Raw genomic sequence first — 17,034 nt, 5'->3', positions numbered from 1 at the left:
TACCCGGCCATAGCGCCCACGACGATCTTCACAACCTTTTGACCACGGATTTTGCTCCAGTCATAACGCCCACGACGATCTTCACAACAGGTGTGCGGTCAGTCGTGTAGCGCCCCGCCGCCACAACCGGGCGGAAATCACACGGCACGAGGCACGACCGTCCTAAACCCACGAGCACCGGCCGGAACTTCCACGGCCCTTCACACGCCCTTCCAACGACGCTTCACACACGCCAACGGCGCATATCGTGGGCATCCCCTACCCGCGACCCAGGACTGGGGACACGCCGGCTCAGGTACACGCCGGCTCACGCCCGGCAACGCAGCCCGAACTCCCACTATGACGGGAGAGCCGCGTGGCCATCCAGCCGAGACGAAGTCACCGCGCCAACTCCGACGCGGAACGGCCCCTCTCGGGTGCGTTCGACGTCACACGATCGCAGCGATGACCACCACAGCGATCATCACCACCAGCACCGTCGCGACGATACGTCGCGTCTCCTTGGGCCTCACACCGCCTCCAAGCTGCGACCTTACCGGGGATTCGGCCCCGTCGCCGCTCTACTTGAGGATCCCACGCCGGGGATTGAGTTCCGAATACCGGGTGACGGCTTCGCCGTCCCGTTCCGCGTTTCACCGGGCGAACGTCGACATTCATACACCACCTGGCCACGCGAAGGTGTCCGAAAGGATGATCGCGTCGGCACGAGGCCGGAGTCTACGATCGACACGAACGAACACGGCGGGGGAGCGCAAAGCCTCCACGCGGAGGTATCCGGGGTAGCGCCTGGCTGTTGCCGCCCGCACAGCCAGGTGCCTCTCCCGACGTGTCCGTCCGCCACACTTCTCCCGCTGCGCTACGACCTATCACTCTGGTGAAGCGGGAGACACCCACATAAGGATGGGCCCGGAACCCCCAACGGTTCCGGGCCCTTCCTCGTCGTGAGTCGCCCAGCGGAACCAGCCACGACTCTCGACGGTCCCGCCCGGAGCCGCACAACCATGGTCACACTCCGACCATCGCTCGTTGCTCGCTCAGGCTCGGAGTTGCACAAACCAATGGTCACACTCCGACCATCGCTCGTTGCTCGCTCAGGCTCGGAGTTGCACAAACCAATGGTCACACTCCGACCATCGCTCGTTCCTCGCTCAGGCTCGGAGTTGCACAAACCAATGGTCACACTCCGACCATCGCTCGTTCCTCGCTCAGGCTCGGAGTTGCACAAACCAATGGTCACACTCCGACCATCGCTCGTTCCTCGCTCAGGCTCGGAGTTGCTCCACGACCCAGTCGACACAGCCCGTCAACGCCTCCACATCAGCCGGGTCGACAGCGGGGAACATCGCTACCCGCAGCTGGTTGCGGCCGAGCTTGCGGTACGGCTCCACGTCGACCACGCCGTTGGCGCGCAACACCTTGGCGACGGCGGCCGCGTCGACGGAGTCGTCGAAGTCGACAGTCCCGACCACCAGCGAACGCGCATCCGGATCACCGACGTACGGCGTCGTGTAAGGCGTCTTCTCCGCCCAGCTGTAGAGCCGGCTGGACGAGTCCGTGGTCCGTCCCACCGCGAACTCCAGACCACCGTTTCCGTTGAGCCAGTCGAGCTGCTCCGCAAGCAGGAACAGCGTGGCCACCGCGGGTGTGTTGTAGGTCTGGTTCTTGCGGGAATTGTCGATAGCGGTGGGCAGATCCAGGAAGGTCGGCACGTACCGGCCGCTCGCCGCGATCTCCTCCACCCGCGCCAGCGCCGCCGGCGAGAATGCCGCGATCCACAAACCGCCATCGGAACCGAAGTTCTTCTGCGGCGCGAAGTAATAGACGTCGGCCTGCGTGGGATCGACCGACAAGCCTCCGGCACCGCTTGTGGCGTCGATCAGGACGAGCGAGTCGTCGCTCGCGCCTTCCACGCGGCGCACCGGCGCCATAACCCCGGTGGACGTTTCGTTGTGCGGCCACGCGTAGACGTCGGCGCCGTCCTCCGGAGCCGGCGCGGCCAGCGTGCCCGGCTCAGCCTTGATGACGCTCGGCGCCTCCAGCCACGGCGCGCCACCGGCGACCGAGGCGAACTTGGAGGAGAACTCGCCGAACGACAGGTGCTGCGACTTGGAGCGGATCAACCCGAACGCGGCAGCGTCCCAGAAGGCCGTCGTTCCGCCGTTCCCCAGAATCACCTCGTATCCGTCGGGGAGGCCGAACAGGGCCGCGACGCCCTCCCTGACCCGGCCCACGAGGTTCTTGACCGGCGCCTGCCGGTGCGACGTGCCTAGCACCGAGGCGCCGTGCTGTGCAAGAGCGGCCAGCGCCTCTGGACGGACCTTGCTGGGTCCCGAACCGAATCGGCCGTCGGCAGGCTTGAGGTGAGCGGGGATCTGCAAGTCGGTGGTCATCTGATCCTCTCCGGTGTGTGTCCGGCTGATTTCAGGTACGTGACCACGCTGTCGCGAAGCCATTGTGCCGCATCCGACGCCCGGATTCCTACCCGGGTGCGGCGCGGCCTTCGTGGCGCTGGGCTACTCAGGCGGTCGACCAGTCAGGATTCCAGCCCTCGATCGTGTCAGGGGAGCGACCGCCCGGGCCTGTGTAGATGGCCGACGGCCGGACCAGGCGTCCGGTCTTCTTCTGCTCGAGGATGTGGGCGCTCCAACCGGCGGTCCGGGCGCAGGTGAACATCGACGTGAACATGGAGGCCGGCACCTCGGCGAAGTCCAGAATGATCGCGGCCCAGAACTCGACGTTGGTGGCCAGCACACGGTCCGGCTTGCGCTCGGCGAGCTCCGCCAGCGCGGCCTTCTCGAAGGCCTCCGCGACCTCGTAGCGGGGAGCACCGACCTCCTTGGCAACCCGGCGGAGGGTGCGCGCCCGTGGGTCTTCGGCACGGTAGACGCGGTGGCCGAAGCCCATCAGCCGCTCACCACGGTCGAGGATGCCCTTGACATAGCCCACGGCGTCGCCGCTGCGCTCGATCTCCTCGACCATCGCAAGGACACGCGAGGGGGCACCGCCGTGCAGAGGCCCGCTCATGGCGCCGATAGCCGCGGACAGCGACGCCGCGGCATCGGCGCCGGTCGACGCGACCACCCGGCCGGTGAAAGTAGAGGCGTTCATCCCATGCTCGGCGGCAGAGGTGAAGTAGGCGTCGACGGCCTTGACGTGCCGCGGGTCGGGCTCGCCGCGCCAGCGCGTCATGAACCGTTCCACCACGCTGCTAGCTTCGTCGACCTGGCTCTCCGGGACCATGGGCAGCCCGGTGCCGCGAGCCGACTGGGCGACGAAGGACAGCGCCATCGCGGTGGCTCGGGCCAGCTGGGCGCGGGCTTCGTCGTCGGTGGTGTCCAGCAACGGTTGGAAGCCCCACAACGGAGCCAGCATCGCGACGCTGCTCTGCACGTCGACACGAACGTCACCGGTGTGCACCGGGATCGGGAACGGCTCGTCGGCCGGCAGACCCGGATCGAAACTCCCGTCGACCAGCAGGCCCCATACCCGTTCGAACGGCACACGCCCTACCAGGTCGTCGATGTCGACGCCGCGGTAGCGAAGCGCACTGCCTTCCTTGTCCGGCTCGGCGATGTGCGTCTCGAATGCGATAACGCCCTCCAGGCCATGCTGGACCTCCGACATGCACACTCCTTCGTGTCAGGCCCATGTAACACAGCGCACACGGGACGATAGCCATCAAGGCAGAGTGTCCATCATGCCCACGGCATGGTGACTTGTTACAAGTTCAGACGCACCTAATGTGCTGTTTCCCACATTTCTCGTGCGCAACGGCTCTCCGTCCGAAGATCTTGCACCGGAGAGTCGGTAGGCGCGGAGGCTCCACGAATGAAAGGCTTGGCGTGTGAAGAACAATCTGGGCCGGATGCGCAGACGCTACACCGCGGCGCGGCTCTTGGAACAGGATGCGCCGCCGGACCCCTTCACCCAGTTCCGGAACTGGCTGCACGACGCGCTTACCGCAGGGCTCGCCGAGCCGAACGCGATGGTGTTATCCACCGCCACATCGTCGGGCATACCGAGCAGCCGCCACGTGCTGCTGAAGGAGCTGGATGCCGAGGGCTTCGTGTTCTTCACGAATCATGGCTCTCGCAAGGCGGTCGAAATCGCGCAGAATCCGCACGTCGCCCTCTGCTTTCCCTGGTTTCCGATGGAGCGGCAGGTGAGCGTCTGCGGAGTGGCCGAGGCCATCTCGCGGGAGGAAAGCCAGGCGTACTGGCTCACCCGACCCCGAGAGTCGCAACTCGGGGCGTGGGCCAGCGCGCAGTCCTCTCCACTGACATCGCGGCACGAGCTCGAAGCACAGGCTGCCCAGGTGGCCGAGAGGTTCCCTGACACCATCCCCCTGCCGGAGTTCTGGGGCGGCTACCGGGTCCTGCCGGAGACGGTCGAGTTCTGGCAAGGCGGTCCCGGGCGGCTCCACGACCGCCTGGTCTACCGACGTGACGGCGACGACGGCTGGGCGATCCAGCGGCTGGCGCCCTGATGTGAAAACCACGGAGCGGCCACGGCGCCGGTATTCGCAGGCGCTGTGACGGCGGAGCGTCCGAGCATGTGCGCACCGGGCGCACACCGGCACCACGACGCTGGAAGTCCTTTCGACTGAACAAAAAAGCGGCCCGTGGGCTGCTTCCGTGTCGGATGACACGGCCCAGGAGGACTAAGCCCCGGGAGCCCACGGGCCGGGTGACTGCTCGAGATTGCCAGCCGTCCGGCCGGCGAACCAGGTGTCACCAGGTCCTGCGTCGAGCAGGGCGGCTAACGAGCAGCCACCTCACGAGTCCAAGAACTATGCATTCCTGAGACCACCTCCTTTCCCGTGTACTCAATACGCTAGACGGGACACGGGGCGCGAGGCAATGGTTTTTCTCTCAGCGAGCAGAGCCGATGGTTATCCAGGTGGCGTGGGCACTTCCCAGCCGCCGACCGTCCGCGCCGTACACGGTGGTCGCGGTCCACGTCTTGCGTCCCTCCGTGCCGAGCAACCTGCCCATGACCACGCACGATTCGCCTGCGGCCGGGACGTCGTCGACCTGAGCCGTCACTCGCCCCAGCACCATCGGGCGCCCTTCGATGGGCGCGCTCCAGCCGCCGGGGCAGTCCAGCGCCGACCAGACGAAGCACGGGTCTGCCGCGAGATCCTCGTCGACCGTCCATACGCACGCTGTCCTTCCGTCGCCGAGCCTGCCGGGGAAGAGCCGCATGCCGTCACCGGCCCGGCGTCGAGTACCGCAGACGAAGCACTCCGGGAAGGGATGCTCACGCAGCCCCGGATAGGCGCGCGATATCTCCCGGGCGTCGTGCTCACCGACGGCCGGCACAGCCACCAGAGCGCTCTCATCCGCCGGGGCAGCCTCCGCGACCGTGACGTGGCCCGGGGCCGACGCCGCCGGCATGCTCGCGGCGGTCGCGTCGTCCGTCTCGCCCTCGCCTGCGGGGTCTAGGAGGAGTACGACGCCACCGGCGTCCACACGCACATCGAGGGGCACCTCCAGGGGAGGCGGACGGCGCAACGTCACCGTCACCGCGTCGGCGTCCAGGTACCCGGCTAGCCGGCCCGCCACGTAGCCGCCGTTGCCCGACGAGGCCGGGCCGCGGAAGCGCCGGTCGATGGTCAGCGTCATGGGTTCGACGGTACCGGCTACCTTCTAGTGCATGACACTTATCGCTGGCGCGTCGATCGTGACCCTCGACGGCGTCGTTGACGACGGCTGGCTCGAAGTGACCGACGAGCGCATCGCCAGTATCGGCGCCGGTACACCACCACGGCCGGCCGATCGCCAGGTCTCCGGTTGGCTGGTCCCCGGCTTCGTCGACCTGCATACCCACGGCGGTGGCGGAGCGACCGTCGTCGGCGCCGATCCGGAGCAGGTGCGGACGTTCGCCGAGACGCATCGCCGGCATGGCACCACCACGATCGTCGCCAGCCTCGTCTCCGGGTTTCCGGACGCCCTGGAGCGCGACGTGCGAGCCCTCGCCGATCTGGCGGATGACGGACTGATCGCCGGCGTGCACCTAGAAGGACCCTGGATCTCGCCGCAACGCAAGGGCGCCCATGACCCCAATGCCCTCGCTGCTCCGGAGCAGCGCGTGGTTCACCGGCTGCTCGACGCGGGTCGTGGCCGGGTGAGCATGGTGACGCTGGCCCCGGAGCTCGACGGGGCGCTGGACGCCATCCGGAGCATCGTGGACGCGGGCGCGATCGCCGCTGTGGGCCACACCGATGCCACGTACGCGCAGGTTCGCAAGGCGATCGACGCCGGGGCGACCGTCGCGACGCATCTGTTCAACGCCATGACTCCGATCCATCATCGGCAGCCCGGCCCGATCCTGGCGCTGCTGGAAGACCAGCGGGTCACTGTGGAGCTCATCCTCGACGGCGTGCATCTGCATCCGGCGGTCGCCGCGCACGCCTACCGTTCCGCCGGCGCCGGACGGGTGGCGCTGGTCACCGACGCGATGGCGGCAACCGACGTGGGCGACGGCGAGTACGTCCTCGGAGGACTGGCCGTCACCGTAAGCGATGGCGTGGCCAGGCTCGTCGACGGCGGTTCCATCGCCGGCAGCACCCTCACCATGGACGCGGCGTTCCGATTCGCCGTGACGGAGGCCGGCTTCACGATGACCGACGCCGTCCAAGCCGCTTCCACCAATCCGGCACGGCTGCTGGGCATCGGGCACCGGACGGGCGCACTGGCCGAGGGCTACGACGCCGACATCGTGCTGCTCGACGCCGACCTCAATGTCCAGGCCGTCATGTCCCGCGGCACCTGGACGAGCACCCCCTAAATGATCATGTAAACCATGTTTTCCCGTGCGGCACCAGGCCTGCAGGCATGGCGAAGCACGGGAAAACATGGTTTACATGATCATTTGGAGCGGCCCGGAGCGGCTAATCGTCCGCCCACGCACGCAACACATGCGCGGCGGCTTCCTCCGCAGTCCAGCCGTAGTCCTCGGCTCGCCGGCGAAGCCGCTTGCGGTCCCGTTTGCTGAGGACCACCGTCAGGTTCACCGTGTCGTCAGCCGGCTTGTTCTTGGCCCGCTTGCGGGCCTTCTTGGCGGACTTGACGACGGCGGCCGCGTCGACAGCGAGCGACGACAGGTGCGGCGCAGCCGGAATCACCGAACCGTCGCCGTGCCGGGTCAAAGCTGGCCGCGGGGATGGTGTCGAGGTAGTCACGACGATCCTCCTCCCGGGAACGTGGTCCGGTCCGCGTTCCGTACCGCACTCAGGATCTCACGCAGGTAAGCGGCGAACACCCTGGCCGCCTCCCGTGCCCCCGGCGAAGGCCATCGTTGCACGGGCACGCAGCTTCCCTGGGCCTGCATGATCGCGGACCGTTCCGGGAGCACGGGGTCGAGCACGAGGTCCCGGTAGGCGGCGATGAGCTCGTCGAGCCGGTAACGATGTTCCGCCGACCGAGAACGGTAGCGGTTGACGACGATGCCGACGGGACGCAGCCGCATGTTGTAACCTCGCCGCACCACGTCGGCCGCGGCCAGCGCCTGGTGGACGCCGGTGACCGCGAACATCGTGGGTTCGGTGACAGCAAGCACCAAGTCGCTGGCCACAAGCGCATTGGTACTGAGCTGCGCCAGGCTCGGCGGGCAGTCAATGAGCACAAGATCGCTGTCCGGGAGCCCGGACAGCCCCACCCGCAAACGATGTTCGCCACCGGAGCCGTCCGCCGGAGTATTGCGCCGCTCCAGTGCGGGCTCACTTGCCAGCAGCCGGACCTCATCCCCCCACCCGCTCGCCACCAACGCGTCGGAGAGACGCCCACGATAACCGTCGGACAGAAGATCATTGGCCGTGAGCTTGATCTCGTCGGGGTCGAGAGCGGTGGTGGCGTTGCCCTGAGGGTCGAGATCGACAACGACCGTGGACAGACCCTGTGTCAGCGCCGCCCCGGCCAGTCCGAGAACGACCGACGTCTTCCCCACGCCTCCCTTGAGGCTGACAACGCTGACAATCGGCACAACTGTGGAGTCTGCCACGAATGAACACACCGGCGTCAGGCCTCGCCGAGAGATATGGTTGAGCGTGGAGAGGCACGAGCGGGTAACGGGGCCTGCACTGGCGGGTCCGGGTTGGCATAAGCGAGGAGAGCGTTTCGGTGAGCGACCTGATCGACACCACAGAGATGTACCTCAAGACCATCTTTGAGCTTGAGGAGGAGGGCATCGTGCCCCTCCGCGCCCGGATCGCCGAGCGCTTGCACCAGTCCGGCCCTACGGTGAGTCAAACGGTGGCCCGCATGGAGCGCGACGGACTGCTCCACGTCGACGAGGACCGGCATCTGGAACTCTCTGACAAGGGCCGCGTCCTGGCCACGCGCGTCATGCGCAAGCACCGCCTGGTAGAGCGGCTGCTCGTAGACGTCATCGGGCTGGACTGGGAACTCGTTCACAACGAAGCCTGCCGGTGGGAACACGTCGTGTCCGAGGCTGTCGAGCGGCGCCTGGTCGACCTCCTGCACGAGCCGTCGTCGGACCCCTACGGCAACCCGATTCCCGGAATGGCGGAACTGGACAGCGACGTCGAGGTGAAGGAGTTCCGGGCCGGGGTTCTGACTCTTCGCCATGCGAGCAACTCCTCCGGCGTGAACGTCACCATCCAGCACATCGGCGAGCCGTTGCAGGTCGACGAGAAGCTTCTGGCCACACTGCGCCGGGCGGAGGTCACCCCCGGGCGCACCGTGCGCGCTACCACCACCGACTCCGGTATCGAGTTGCTGGGCACGGAGGCCGTGGAACTCACCCAGAGCGACGCCAGCCACGTGTTCGTCAGCGCCGCCTGATCCCAATGCAGCCGGCGGTGGCGGAGAAGGCTCGCCTTGCCGCCCGGTGGGCCAGCCTGACCGGCCGTGGCGACGACGCCATCCGGTGCGGTCGCGACCTGCTGGACCGATGGTCGCAGCCGCACCGGCGCTACCACGACATCACGCATCTGCGAGACGTTCTGAACGCCGTCGACACACTGGCCGCTGAGGCTGCCGACTCCGACGCCGTGCGGCTTGCCGTGTGGTTCCACGATGCCGTGTACGACGGACGACCCGGCGACGACGAGCGAGCCAGCGCCGAACTGGCCGCACAGTGCCTACGCGATCTCGGCCTGGCCGCCGCCCGCGTCGGCGAGGTGATCAGGTTGGTCCTGACCACCATCAACCACGAACCCGCGTCGGACGATGCGAACGGCGCCGTCATGTGCGACGCCGACTTGTCGGTGCTCGGCCGGGATCCGGACGGTTATCGCACCTATACCGAGGCGGTGCGAGAGGAATACAGGCACGTGCCCGACGACGCATTCCGCACCGGCCGGACCGCCGTCCTGGAGAGCCTCGTCGCCAGGGATCCCATCTTCCGGACCGTGACCGGGCGGGCACTGTGGGAGAGCGCGGCCCGCCACAACCTCACGGCCGAACTCGCCGAGCTGCGCTCTGGCTGAAGCGGCTGGGACCGGTCCCGCACTCCCGGTTTGGGAGGCACGCCCGCGCCCCCACCGCCCACTCACGTCAGCGACAGAGCACGGCGGATCCGCTGCTCGATCGGCGCGAACAGGGCGACGAACACCACCAGGACAAGCGCGGGCGCGACCACCCAGAACGGCCGCAGCAACCACCACTCGAGCGTCGGCTCGGCGCCAGGCGTGAACCCGAGCGCCTCGACCATGAGGAAGACGATCAACAGCGCGGTCATATGCCAAAGGAAGATCGTCAGGAGCACGCCGCCCAGGAGGACGACGAGCCGGTATGCGGCTCTATGCCGCATCCAGCGGCGCAGCGCGGGCGCCGCGAGGGAGGCCAGACCGGTCTGGCCGAGCGCCAAAGCGCCGATCACCGCCGTCGTCGGCCACATGTGGCTCACGTCTTCACCCGCGACGGCGACCATCGATCTCGGGTACGAGTCCAACGTCGTCGCTGCGGCGACGGCGGCGTAGCCGCCGATTACGAGTACCCAGCGCCGGCCGATCGGATCGAGGGAACCGTCGCGCCACAGATAACCGAGCTGGTGAACAAAGATCCATACCAATGCCGAGTTGGCCAGTCCCAGCCACTCCTCACCCACGCCGAACCTGGCGAGATCCACCACGACGACGAGCACGCCCCACGCGATCGTGGCGCCGGCACCGAACCGGCGATGCAGACGCGCGGTAAGTGGGACCAGCATGGTCACCAGGACGTATGCCCCGAGGAACCACAACGGGGTGAAGATGATCGGCATGAGATCCAGGGCACCGGCGTAGTCGGTCAGCGTCAGCCGCAGCGTGAGCTCGACGAGCACCCAGACGGCTGCGAACACCGCTGCTGGCAGAAGCAGGCGGCTCATGCGTCTGCGGAGAAATGCGTAGGCCGCGCCGCCTTGCCTCGTGACCGAGTCCCAGCCGGTGAGGTTCGCGTATCCACCGATGATGAAGAAGATCGGCATGACCTGGAGCACCCACGTAAGCAGCCATCCACCGGGAACTTGCTCGACCGGGTTCGGGTTGACCAGCTGTCCGTCTCGGCGGTGATTGATGGACAACGCCCAGTGCCAGATCACCACCACGCAGATGGCGGCGACCCGCAGGAAGTCGATCGCCCGGTTGCGTGTTTCGGGCGTGCTATCGACACGCTCGTCGACGCTGGCGAGCGCCCGGCCGATCGGGCCGCATGATCCCATCTCTTGTGGTTTCCCTCCCCCAGCCTTTGCAATGCGCACAGATACGCATCATTGATCTAGCTCAGAGCACAGGGCACCACCACGAGCCTCCACGCAGCCCGCCGGCCCATGTGCGTATAGGTGTGCATTGCAAAGGCACCAGAACCCCTACCGCACCGGCCGCCCGTACCGCACCCGGCCGCCCGTACCGCCCCCGGCCACCCCTGGCCACCCCGCCAGTCACCCCAAACCGCGATCAGTGGCGCTTGCGGCGACGCAGGCCCGCCGCCACCAACCGGGCCACCAGCTCTTTCCCGCTGACCGGGACGGCTCCTGCCGCCACGGCGGCCTGATACATCGATTCCGGCAGGTCGTAGTGGTCACCGTCGAAGCTCCGTGCGGGCAGGCCCAGTTCAGCGGCGAACATGTGCAGCTCCTCGAACGAGTGGTCCGAGGTGAGATGGGACCACAGCTGTCCGTAGCGGGCCCAGGCTGGCGGGTCGACGAGGATCACAGAGCCGACGCCACCGCATCGTCGATGAGCCTGCGCCAGGACCGGATCAAGGCGGCGTCGGTGTACGCCTTCCACGACCGGCCAGGGCGAGCCGCCGCGCCGATGTGGAACTGGCGCACGCCCGCACGAGCCAGCCACGGAACATGGTCCGGCGCCAGTCCGCCGCCGGCCATCATCAGCTTCGCCGCCACCGGCGAGTCGACCGCACGGCGGCACAGCTCGTCCAGCCCGGCCCCTACCCCCCGCGGGGAGCCTGCGGTCAGCACCGTATCCAGCCCCGGAAGGCCCGACACGGTCTCCCAGGCACGGTCGTCGTCGAGGGTCTGGTCGATGGCCCGGTGGAACGTCCACGGCGCCCCGCTGAGCTCCTCGACCAGCGCAAGGGTCGCGTCGACGTCGATCTCCACGGCCGGGTTGAGAAAGCCGAGAACGAAGCCGTCCGCGCCCGCGGCATAGAGCTGATGCGCGGCACCCATCAGCCGGGACAGCTCGGAACCGCTGGTGGCGAAGCCGTCGTTGGCTCGGAGCATGACCCGCAACGGAAGGTCACAGGCGCGCTTGAGGTCGCGCACAGTCTGGACGGACGGCGTCAGGCCACCGGCGCCCATGTCGGTCACCACTTCGAGGCGGTCCGCGCCACCCTCCACCGCCCCGGCGGCATCAGCCGCACCGAGGACGATGACTTCGAGCAGGGGCTGCATAGGTGCACAGTGTGCCACCTCCGCCGCCTCAGGCGGTCAGGCCCGTTCCAGCCCGTTTCGCGCTGCGCCCGGCACCTGGCACCATCGATGGTGTGAACGACGATGTCCTCTTCTCGGCGCGCGCCGTGGTGCTCCGTGACCTCAATGCCCGCGGCGCCGACGCGGCCGCCGCGGTCGACGTTCTGGACGAGGCCGTCACCGAGCGCCGCTGGTGGGTAGAGCAGTGGCCCGATGGCGCCGCGTTCGTCGCCGGGCAGATCGCTCAGGATGTACAGGACCGGCTTCTCGACCAGGGACTAGGACGCTGGCCCCTGTGCAAGGCCTGCGACGAGACCTCCCCGCATGAGATGCGGATCGAGCCGGAACTCGGCCCCGACCCGCACTGGGTCTGCGAGAAGGGCGGAATCGTCGTCGCCCCGCTCGGTGCGCTTCGGTAGCCCCAATGGGCGGGCTGGGAAGGCCCTGCGGGCGTCGCGGCCCGTGCGGGAAAAGCATCGCACGGACAGCTCTTAAAGTGCCCGCAGAAGCCTCCCCCAGCCCTCCGATCCGGAGCTCGCGGAATATGCGGCGTGACGGCGGCGTTGGGCATCCCGCCCAGACGGACCGGCAGAAGAGGTAGTGCGTGGATTCCGAGCTCCGACGAAGCATCACCACCTTCGAGCCGAACACTCCACCCCGAAGCGGCCGGCTGATCTTCCGGAGCCCGGACGATCCGGGGTCCACCGTGGAGTGGTCCCTGGCCGAGGCGGTTCCGGCGCTCTGCCGGGCTCGGCACTCCGGCGCGCATCCCACGGTGGAATTCTGGCGTGCCGCCACGCTCGTCGCCGTAGAGCAGGTCAAGGAGCGCCGGATAGTCCCGGACGTCCACACCGTGACCGGCTCGGTTGTCTGGCGTCTGGACCGCTCCGGCGACGACGAGCTCCTCGAGGATCTGGAGTCACGCGCACCGGACGGTGTCCGCAATGCCCGGGAATACCTCGACGCCGTCGCCGACTATCTCGCGACACCGGATGTCAACGCCGGCGTGGGTATCGCGCTGCGCTTGGAGCTGCCTGGAGGCGTTGACGCGCTGGAGGCCAGCACGCCGGGGGAACGCCTTCTCGCCGTCGTCCAGATCCACGCTCTGGCCGAAACGGCGAACATCGAGGACCTCACCGAACTGTGGACAGATGGGGAGCGGTTCGGCCCCGGAGCCCGCGCCGCCACGATGCTGGGTCTGCGCCGGGCGGCGGGCGTCTGGGCACCTCTGGAACGGCTGCTGAGGCAGCAGGTTCCGGACCGGTTGGCCCTGGACGACGACGAGGTGAGCGACCTACTGGGTGGCGGCGCGGAACGCCTGGCCGCGGCTGGCATCGGTCTGGCGTGGCCGCCCGAGATCGCCACCGAGCTCGGCGTCACCGCGGTGATACCAACGTCGGGCCCGCTCTCGCACCCCTCTAGCCATGGTCGGCGCGTGGATGACATATTCGCGTTCGACGGTATCGAGCCGTTGCATCTGAGCTGGCGTTTCACTCTGGGCGGCGCCGAGCTCACCCAGACTGAGCTCGATGTGATCGCCGCCAGCCGAGGGCCGTTCGCCAAGGTTCGCGGCCAGTGGGTCCTGGTGGATCCGAGGCTCGCGGAGAAGGCGAGCGAGACCGAGCCCAAGACGGTGAATGCCCTCGATGCGCTTGGCGCGGCGTTGACCGGAACGGCGGAGATCGGCGGCGAGCGGTTCACCGTGGAGCCGACGGGCTGGCTGGAGAAGCTGCGCGACCGGATCGCGGCGCCCGAGTCGGGAGATGAGCCGGTCGAAGCACCCGCCCAGCTCAGGGCGACGCTTCGGGACTACCAGCTGCGCGGGTTGCGCTGGCTGCACCGGATGACCTCATTGGGACTCGGCGCATGTCTCGCGGACGACATGGGTCTGGGCAAGACGATCACCGTCATCGCGCTGCATCTGCACCGTCAGTCCGATCCGTCCACCGCCGGGCGGACCCTCGTCGTCTGTCCGGCGTCGCTCATGGGCAATTGGGAGCGCGAGATCGCCCGCTTCGCTCCGGGAACGCCAGTGCGGCGGTTCCACGGCTCGTCCCGGGACATCGAGGCGGTGCTCGACCACACCGACCGCGGCTTCGTCATCACCACCTACGGCACGATGCGCCTCGACGCCGGTGACAACGACGACGCCCTCTCCATTGCGCCCTGGGGGATGCTCGTCTCCGACGAGGCCCAGCACATCAAGAACGCCCGGTCGAAGACGGCGCAAGCGCTGCGGGCCATACCGGCGAGCGCCCGGATCGCGTTGACCGGTACCCCGGTGGAGAACAACCTGGCCGAGCTGTGGGCGATCCTGGACTGGACCACGCCGGGCCTCCTGGGTTCGCGCCACCAGTTCCAATCTCGCTGGGCCGATCCGATCGAATCAGGCCGGGCGCCGCACGCCACCGAGGCGGCGCGCCGTCTCACCCGCCTGGTCGGTCCCTTCCTGCTGCGCCGCCGCAAGTCCGATCCCGGGATCGCGCCGGAGCTGCCGCCGAAGACGGTGACCGACCGGCCGGTGTCGCTCACCGCTGAGCAGGTGCGGCTGTATGAGACCGCCGTGCGGGACACCATGGCCAGGATCGCGACGAGTGAGGGTATGGCCCGACGGGGCCTGGTGCTCGCCTTGCTGACCGCACTAAAGCAGATCTGCAACCACCCGGCTCAGTACCTGAAGGAGCCGCTCGGAGCACCAGGCCGCTCGGGCAAGCTCGACCTGCTCGACGAGCTGGTCGGCACCATCACATCCGAAGGCGATGCCGTGCTCGTCTTCACCCAGTACGTCAGCATGGCGCGCCTGCTGGATGAGCATCTGGGCGCCCAGGGTGTGCCGGTGCAAGTGCTCCACGGCGGGACGCCGGTGGATCAGCGCGAGCAGATGGTGCGCCGGTTCCAGGAAAGCCCGGACGGAGCGGCGCCGGTGTTCATCCTGTCACTGAAGGCCGCCGGCACCGGGCTGAACCTGACCCGCGCCGGCCACGTGATCCATTACGACCGCTGGTGGAACCCCGCCGTCGAGGAGCAGGCGACGGACCGCGCCTACCGGATCGGGCAGACCCGCCCGGTCCAGGTACATCGGCTGATCGCCGAGGGCACCGTGGAGGATCGCATCGCCGCCATGCTGGAAACCAAACGCGACCTCGCCGACGCCGTGCTCGGCTCCGGCGAAACCGCCCTCAGCGAGCTTTCCGACGCCGAGCTCGCTGAACTCGTCGAACTTCGAGGTGCCCATGAGTGAGCTGGCCAAAGGCTTCCCGGCGTTCCCAGCCCGCAAGCGCCGCACCCGCCGTGCGCAGACCTGGTGGGGCAACGCCTGGATCGACGCGCTGGAGGACACGTCTCTGGATTCCGACGCACTCCGCCGTGGCCGCGTCTTCGCCCACGGCGGGCATGTCGGCACCATCACCGTGAGCCCGGGCCGTATCTCCGCGACCGTGTTCGGAGACGACCACACGCCACACGACACCGTGGTGGCGCTCGACGAGCTCTCCGAGGCGGACTGGGAGCGCCTACTGGACGCAATCGCGTCCAAGGCCGGTCACGTCGCGGCCCTTCTGGACCGCGACATGCCGTACGAGCTGGCCGAGACCGCCGATGACGCAGGTGTGTCCCTTCTGCCCGGCATCGACGACCTAGAACCGCGCTGCACCTGTGACGACTGGGGACATCCCTGCACCCACGCCGCGGCCCTGTGCTACCAGGCGTCGTGGCTGCTCGACGCCGACCCGTTCCTACTCCTGCTGATGCGCGGCCGAGCCGAGGACGACGTGCTGGCCGAGCTCCAGCGCCGCAACGCCCACCCGTCGTCGCCGGATTCCACGAACGCCGCACCCGAGCTCGACCCCGCGACGGCAGACCGCATCATCACCGAGGCCTCGGCCCGCGCCGCCGAGCTCCTCACCCGCCTCTGTCACCGTTAGGTGCAGAGCGCTAGCGGTAGGCCCGGAAGAACTGGCGCACGTCACCGGTGAGCAGGTCAGGCGTCTCCATGCCGGCGAAGTGGCCGCCGCGGTCGAACTCGGACCAATGAACGACGCTGCCCATTGGGTCGACCAGATGACGAATGCTGTTGTCGGCGGCGAACACGGCGACACCGCCAGGCGGCAGGGCAGGTGCATCCTCGTGGGCCGACGGGTCGTCGTCGTTCCCCAATCCGGCAGACTCCTCGATGAACTGACGGAATGCCTGCATGCCCTCGTATGTCGAATGGGCGGCCGTAACACCGGTTCCGGTGAACCAATAGATGCTCACGTTGGTCAGCAGCCGGTCGCGATCCACGGCATCGTCGGGAAGCTCCGCCGCCGGGTCGGTCCACTCCTTGAACTTCTCCACGATCCACGCGAGCTGCTGGACGGGCGAGTCGGTCAGGCCGTAGCCGACGGTCTGCGGGCGGGTTGATTGAAGATGCAAGTAGCCGAGGCCGTCGTCCTTGAACTCGTTGAACCGCTCGGCCCGCGCCCGCTCGTCGTCGGAGAGCCCGTCGAGTTCCAGCGGAGGACCGAACGGATACGGCGTCGGCCCGTTGACATGGGTGGCGACGACACGCTCGGGCTCCAGCATGGCCAACATCCCCGCCACGCCGGCGCCGACGTCGCCACCCTGAGCCGCGTAACGCTCGTATCCCAGACGGCGCATCATCTCGGCGAACGCCTGCGCCACCCGGAACAGGTTCCCCCAGCCTGCCTCGCGGACGGGCGTTGAGAAGCCGTATCCGGGAATAGATGGCACGACCACGTGGAATGCGTCGGCGGGATCGCCGCCATACGCCGCAGGGTCGGTGAGCGGGCCGATCATCGCGGTGAACTCGACGATCGAACTCGGCCAGCCGTGGGTCAGGATGAGCGGCAGCGCGTTCGGCTCCGGTGAGCGCACGTGCAGAAAGTGGATGTCCTGGCCGTCGACGGTGGTGACGAACTGCGGAAACTCGTTGAGCTTGGCCTCCTGTGCGCGCCAGTCGAACTCGGTGCGCCAGTATTCGGCCAGCTCCTTGAGGTAGTCGACCGGGACGCCACGCTCCCAGCCGGTGCCCTTGATGACCGCGGGCCACCGTGTGCGGGCCAGGCGGTCGCGCAGGTCGTCAAGGTCGGCCTGCGGGATGTCGATGCGGTACGGGCGGATGTCTGTTGTGTGTGTCATGAGGACAACATTGCCGCC

Annotated in this window: 16 protein-coding genes; 7 read left to right on the top strand and 9 right to left on the bottom strand. The window is 68.0% G+C overall.

Going from position 1 to position 17,034, the window contains the following annotated elements:
- Nucleotides 1-1,262 precede the first annotated feature (1,262 nt).
- Nucleotides 1,263-2,390 (bottom strand): phosphoserine transaminase, encoded by a 1,128-nt coding sequence (serC, locus tag G1H11_RS09920; RefSeq protein ID WP_163818383.1) that lies wholly within the window; start codon nt 2,388-2,390, stop codon nt 1,263-1,265.
- 127 nt (nt 2,391-2,517) lie between these two features.
- Nucleotides 2,518-3,624, bottom strand: coding sequence for a citrate synthase 2 (locus tag G1H11_RS09915; protein ID WP_163818382.1), 1,107 nt, complete (start codon nt 3,622-3,624; stop codon nt 2,518-2,520).
- A 220-nt stretch (nt 3,625-3,844) separates the two neighbouring features.
- Here G1H11_RS09915 and pdxH point away from each other — a divergent pair, with 220 nt between their 5' ends.
- On the top strand, nt 3,845-4,486 hold the full coding sequence (gene pdxH / locus G1H11_RS09910) for a pyridoxamine 5'-phosphate oxidase (RefSeq protein WP_216843618.1): 642 nt from the start codon (nt 3,845-3,847) through the stop codon (nt 4,484-4,486).
- 385 nt (nt 4,487-4,871) lie between these two features.
- Here pdxH and G1H11_RS09905 read toward each other — a convergent pair whose 3' ends face one another.
- A complete protein-coding gene (locus tag G1H11_RS09905) occupies nt 4,872-5,624 on the bottom strand; it encodes a hypothetical protein (protein ID WP_163818381.1) in 753 nt (250 codons plus the stop codon).
- A 31-nt stretch (nt 5,625-5,655) separates the two neighbouring features.
- Here G1H11_RS09905 and nagA point away from each other — a divergent pair, with 31 nt between their 5' ends.
- Nucleotides 5,656-6,789, top strand: a complete 1,134-nt coding sequence (gene nagA / locus G1H11_RS09900; protein ID WP_163818380.1) for an N-acetylglucosamine-6-phosphate deacetylase — start codon at nt 5,656-5,658, stop codon at nt 6,787-6,789.
- Nucleotides 6,790-6,892: 103 nt separating this feature from the next.
- On the opposite strand, the gene G1H11_RS09895 is transcribed toward nagA, so the two are convergent.
- On the bottom strand, nt 6,893-7,183 hold the full coding sequence (locus tag G1H11_RS09895; RefSeq protein ID WP_163818379.1) for a hypothetical protein: 291 nt from the start codon (nt 7,181-7,183) through the stop codon (nt 6,893-6,895).
- Entirely contained in the window at nt 7,180-7,983 is an 804-nt protein-coding gene (locus tag G1H11_RS09890) for an AAA family ATPase (RefSeq protein WP_163818378.1), read from the bottom strand. Before G1H11_RS09890 ends, G1H11_RS09895 begins: the two co-directional genes overlap by 4 nt.
- Nucleotides 7,984-8,120: 137 nt before the next feature.
- Between G1H11_RS09890 and G1H11_RS09885 the strand changes: the two genes are divergently transcribed.
- Together G1H11_RS09885 and G1H11_RS09880 are read left to right on the top strand one after the other, a co-directional pair.
- Entirely contained in the window at nt 8,121-8,804 is a 684-nt protein-coding gene (locus G1H11_RS09885) for an iron-dependent transcriptional repressor DtxR (RefSeq protein ID WP_163818377.1), read from the top strand.
- A gap of 5 nt (nt 8,805-8,809) precedes the next feature.
- Nucleotides 8,810-9,451: an HD domain-containing protein gene (locus G1H11_RS09880; RefSeq protein ID WP_163818376.1), complete on the top strand. Its 642-nt coding sequence runs from the start codon at nt 8,810-8,812 to the stop codon at nt 9,449-9,451.
- 62 nt (nt 9,452-9,513) lie between these two features.
- Here the strand turns inward: G1H11_RS09880 and G1H11_RS09875 are convergent, their stop codons facing one another.
- The 3 genes from G1H11_RS09875 to G1H11_RS09865 form a co-directional block, all read right to left on the bottom strand.
- Nucleotides 9,514-10,665 (bottom strand): acyltransferase family protein, encoded by a 1,152-nt coding sequence (locus G1H11_RS09875; protein WP_163818375.1) that lies wholly within the window; start codon nt 10,663-10,665, stop codon nt 9,514-9,516.
- 235 nt (nt 10,666-10,900) lie between these two features.
- Complete coding sequence (locus G1H11_RS09870; protein WP_163818374.1) at nt 10,901-11,158, bottom strand: DUF4031 domain-containing protein; 258 nt, start codon at nt 11,156-11,158, stop codon at nt 10,901-10,903.
- Entirely contained in the window at nt 11,155-11,859 is a 705-nt protein-coding gene (locus G1H11_RS09865; RefSeq protein ID WP_163818373.1) for a copper homeostasis protein CutC, read from the bottom strand. The genes G1H11_RS09870 and G1H11_RS09865 overlap by 4 nt, the downstream gene beginning before the upstream one ends.
- A gap of 92 nt (nt 11,860-11,951) precedes the next feature.
- Here G1H11_RS09865 and G1H11_RS09860 point away from each other — a divergent pair, with 92 nt between their 5' ends.
- From G1H11_RS09860 to G1H11_RS09850, 3 genes are all read left to right on the top strand, one after another.
- Entirely contained in the window at nt 11,952-12,296 is a 345-nt protein-coding gene (locus G1H11_RS09860; RefSeq protein ID WP_163818372.1) for a hypothetical protein, read from the top strand.
- A 185-nt stretch (nt 12,297-12,481) separates the two neighbouring features.
- The gene (locus G1H11_RS09855; protein WP_163818371.1) at nt 12,482-15,118 is read left to right on the top strand and encodes an SNF2-related protein; all 2,637 of its coding nucleotides are present in this window, start codon (nt 12,482-12,484) and stop codon (nt 15,116-15,118) included.
- On the top strand, nt 15,111-15,800 hold the full coding sequence (locus tag G1H11_RS09850; RefSeq protein WP_163818370.1) for an SWIM zinc finger family protein: 690 nt from the start codon (nt 15,111-15,113) through the stop codon (nt 15,798-15,800). The genes G1H11_RS09855 and G1H11_RS09850 overlap by 8 nt, the downstream gene beginning before the upstream one ends.
- A gap of 10 nt (nt 15,801-15,810) precedes the next feature.
- On the opposite strand, the gene G1H11_RS09845 is transcribed toward G1H11_RS09850, so the two are convergent.
- On the bottom strand, nt 15,811-17,016 hold the full coding sequence (locus G1H11_RS09845; RefSeq protein ID WP_163818369.1) for an epoxide hydrolase family protein: 1,206 nt from the start codon (nt 17,014-17,016) through the stop codon (nt 15,811-15,813).
- Nucleotides 17,017-17,034: the final 18 nt, after the last annotated feature.

This window comes from Phytoactinopolyspora alkaliphila (assembly GCF_010550695.1).
Lineage (GTDB): Bacteria > Actinomycetota > Actinomycetes > Jiangellales > Jiangellaceae > Phytoactinopolyspora > Phytoactinopolyspora alkaliphila.
This window is presented reverse-complemented; position numbering and strand designations above follow the sequence as displayed.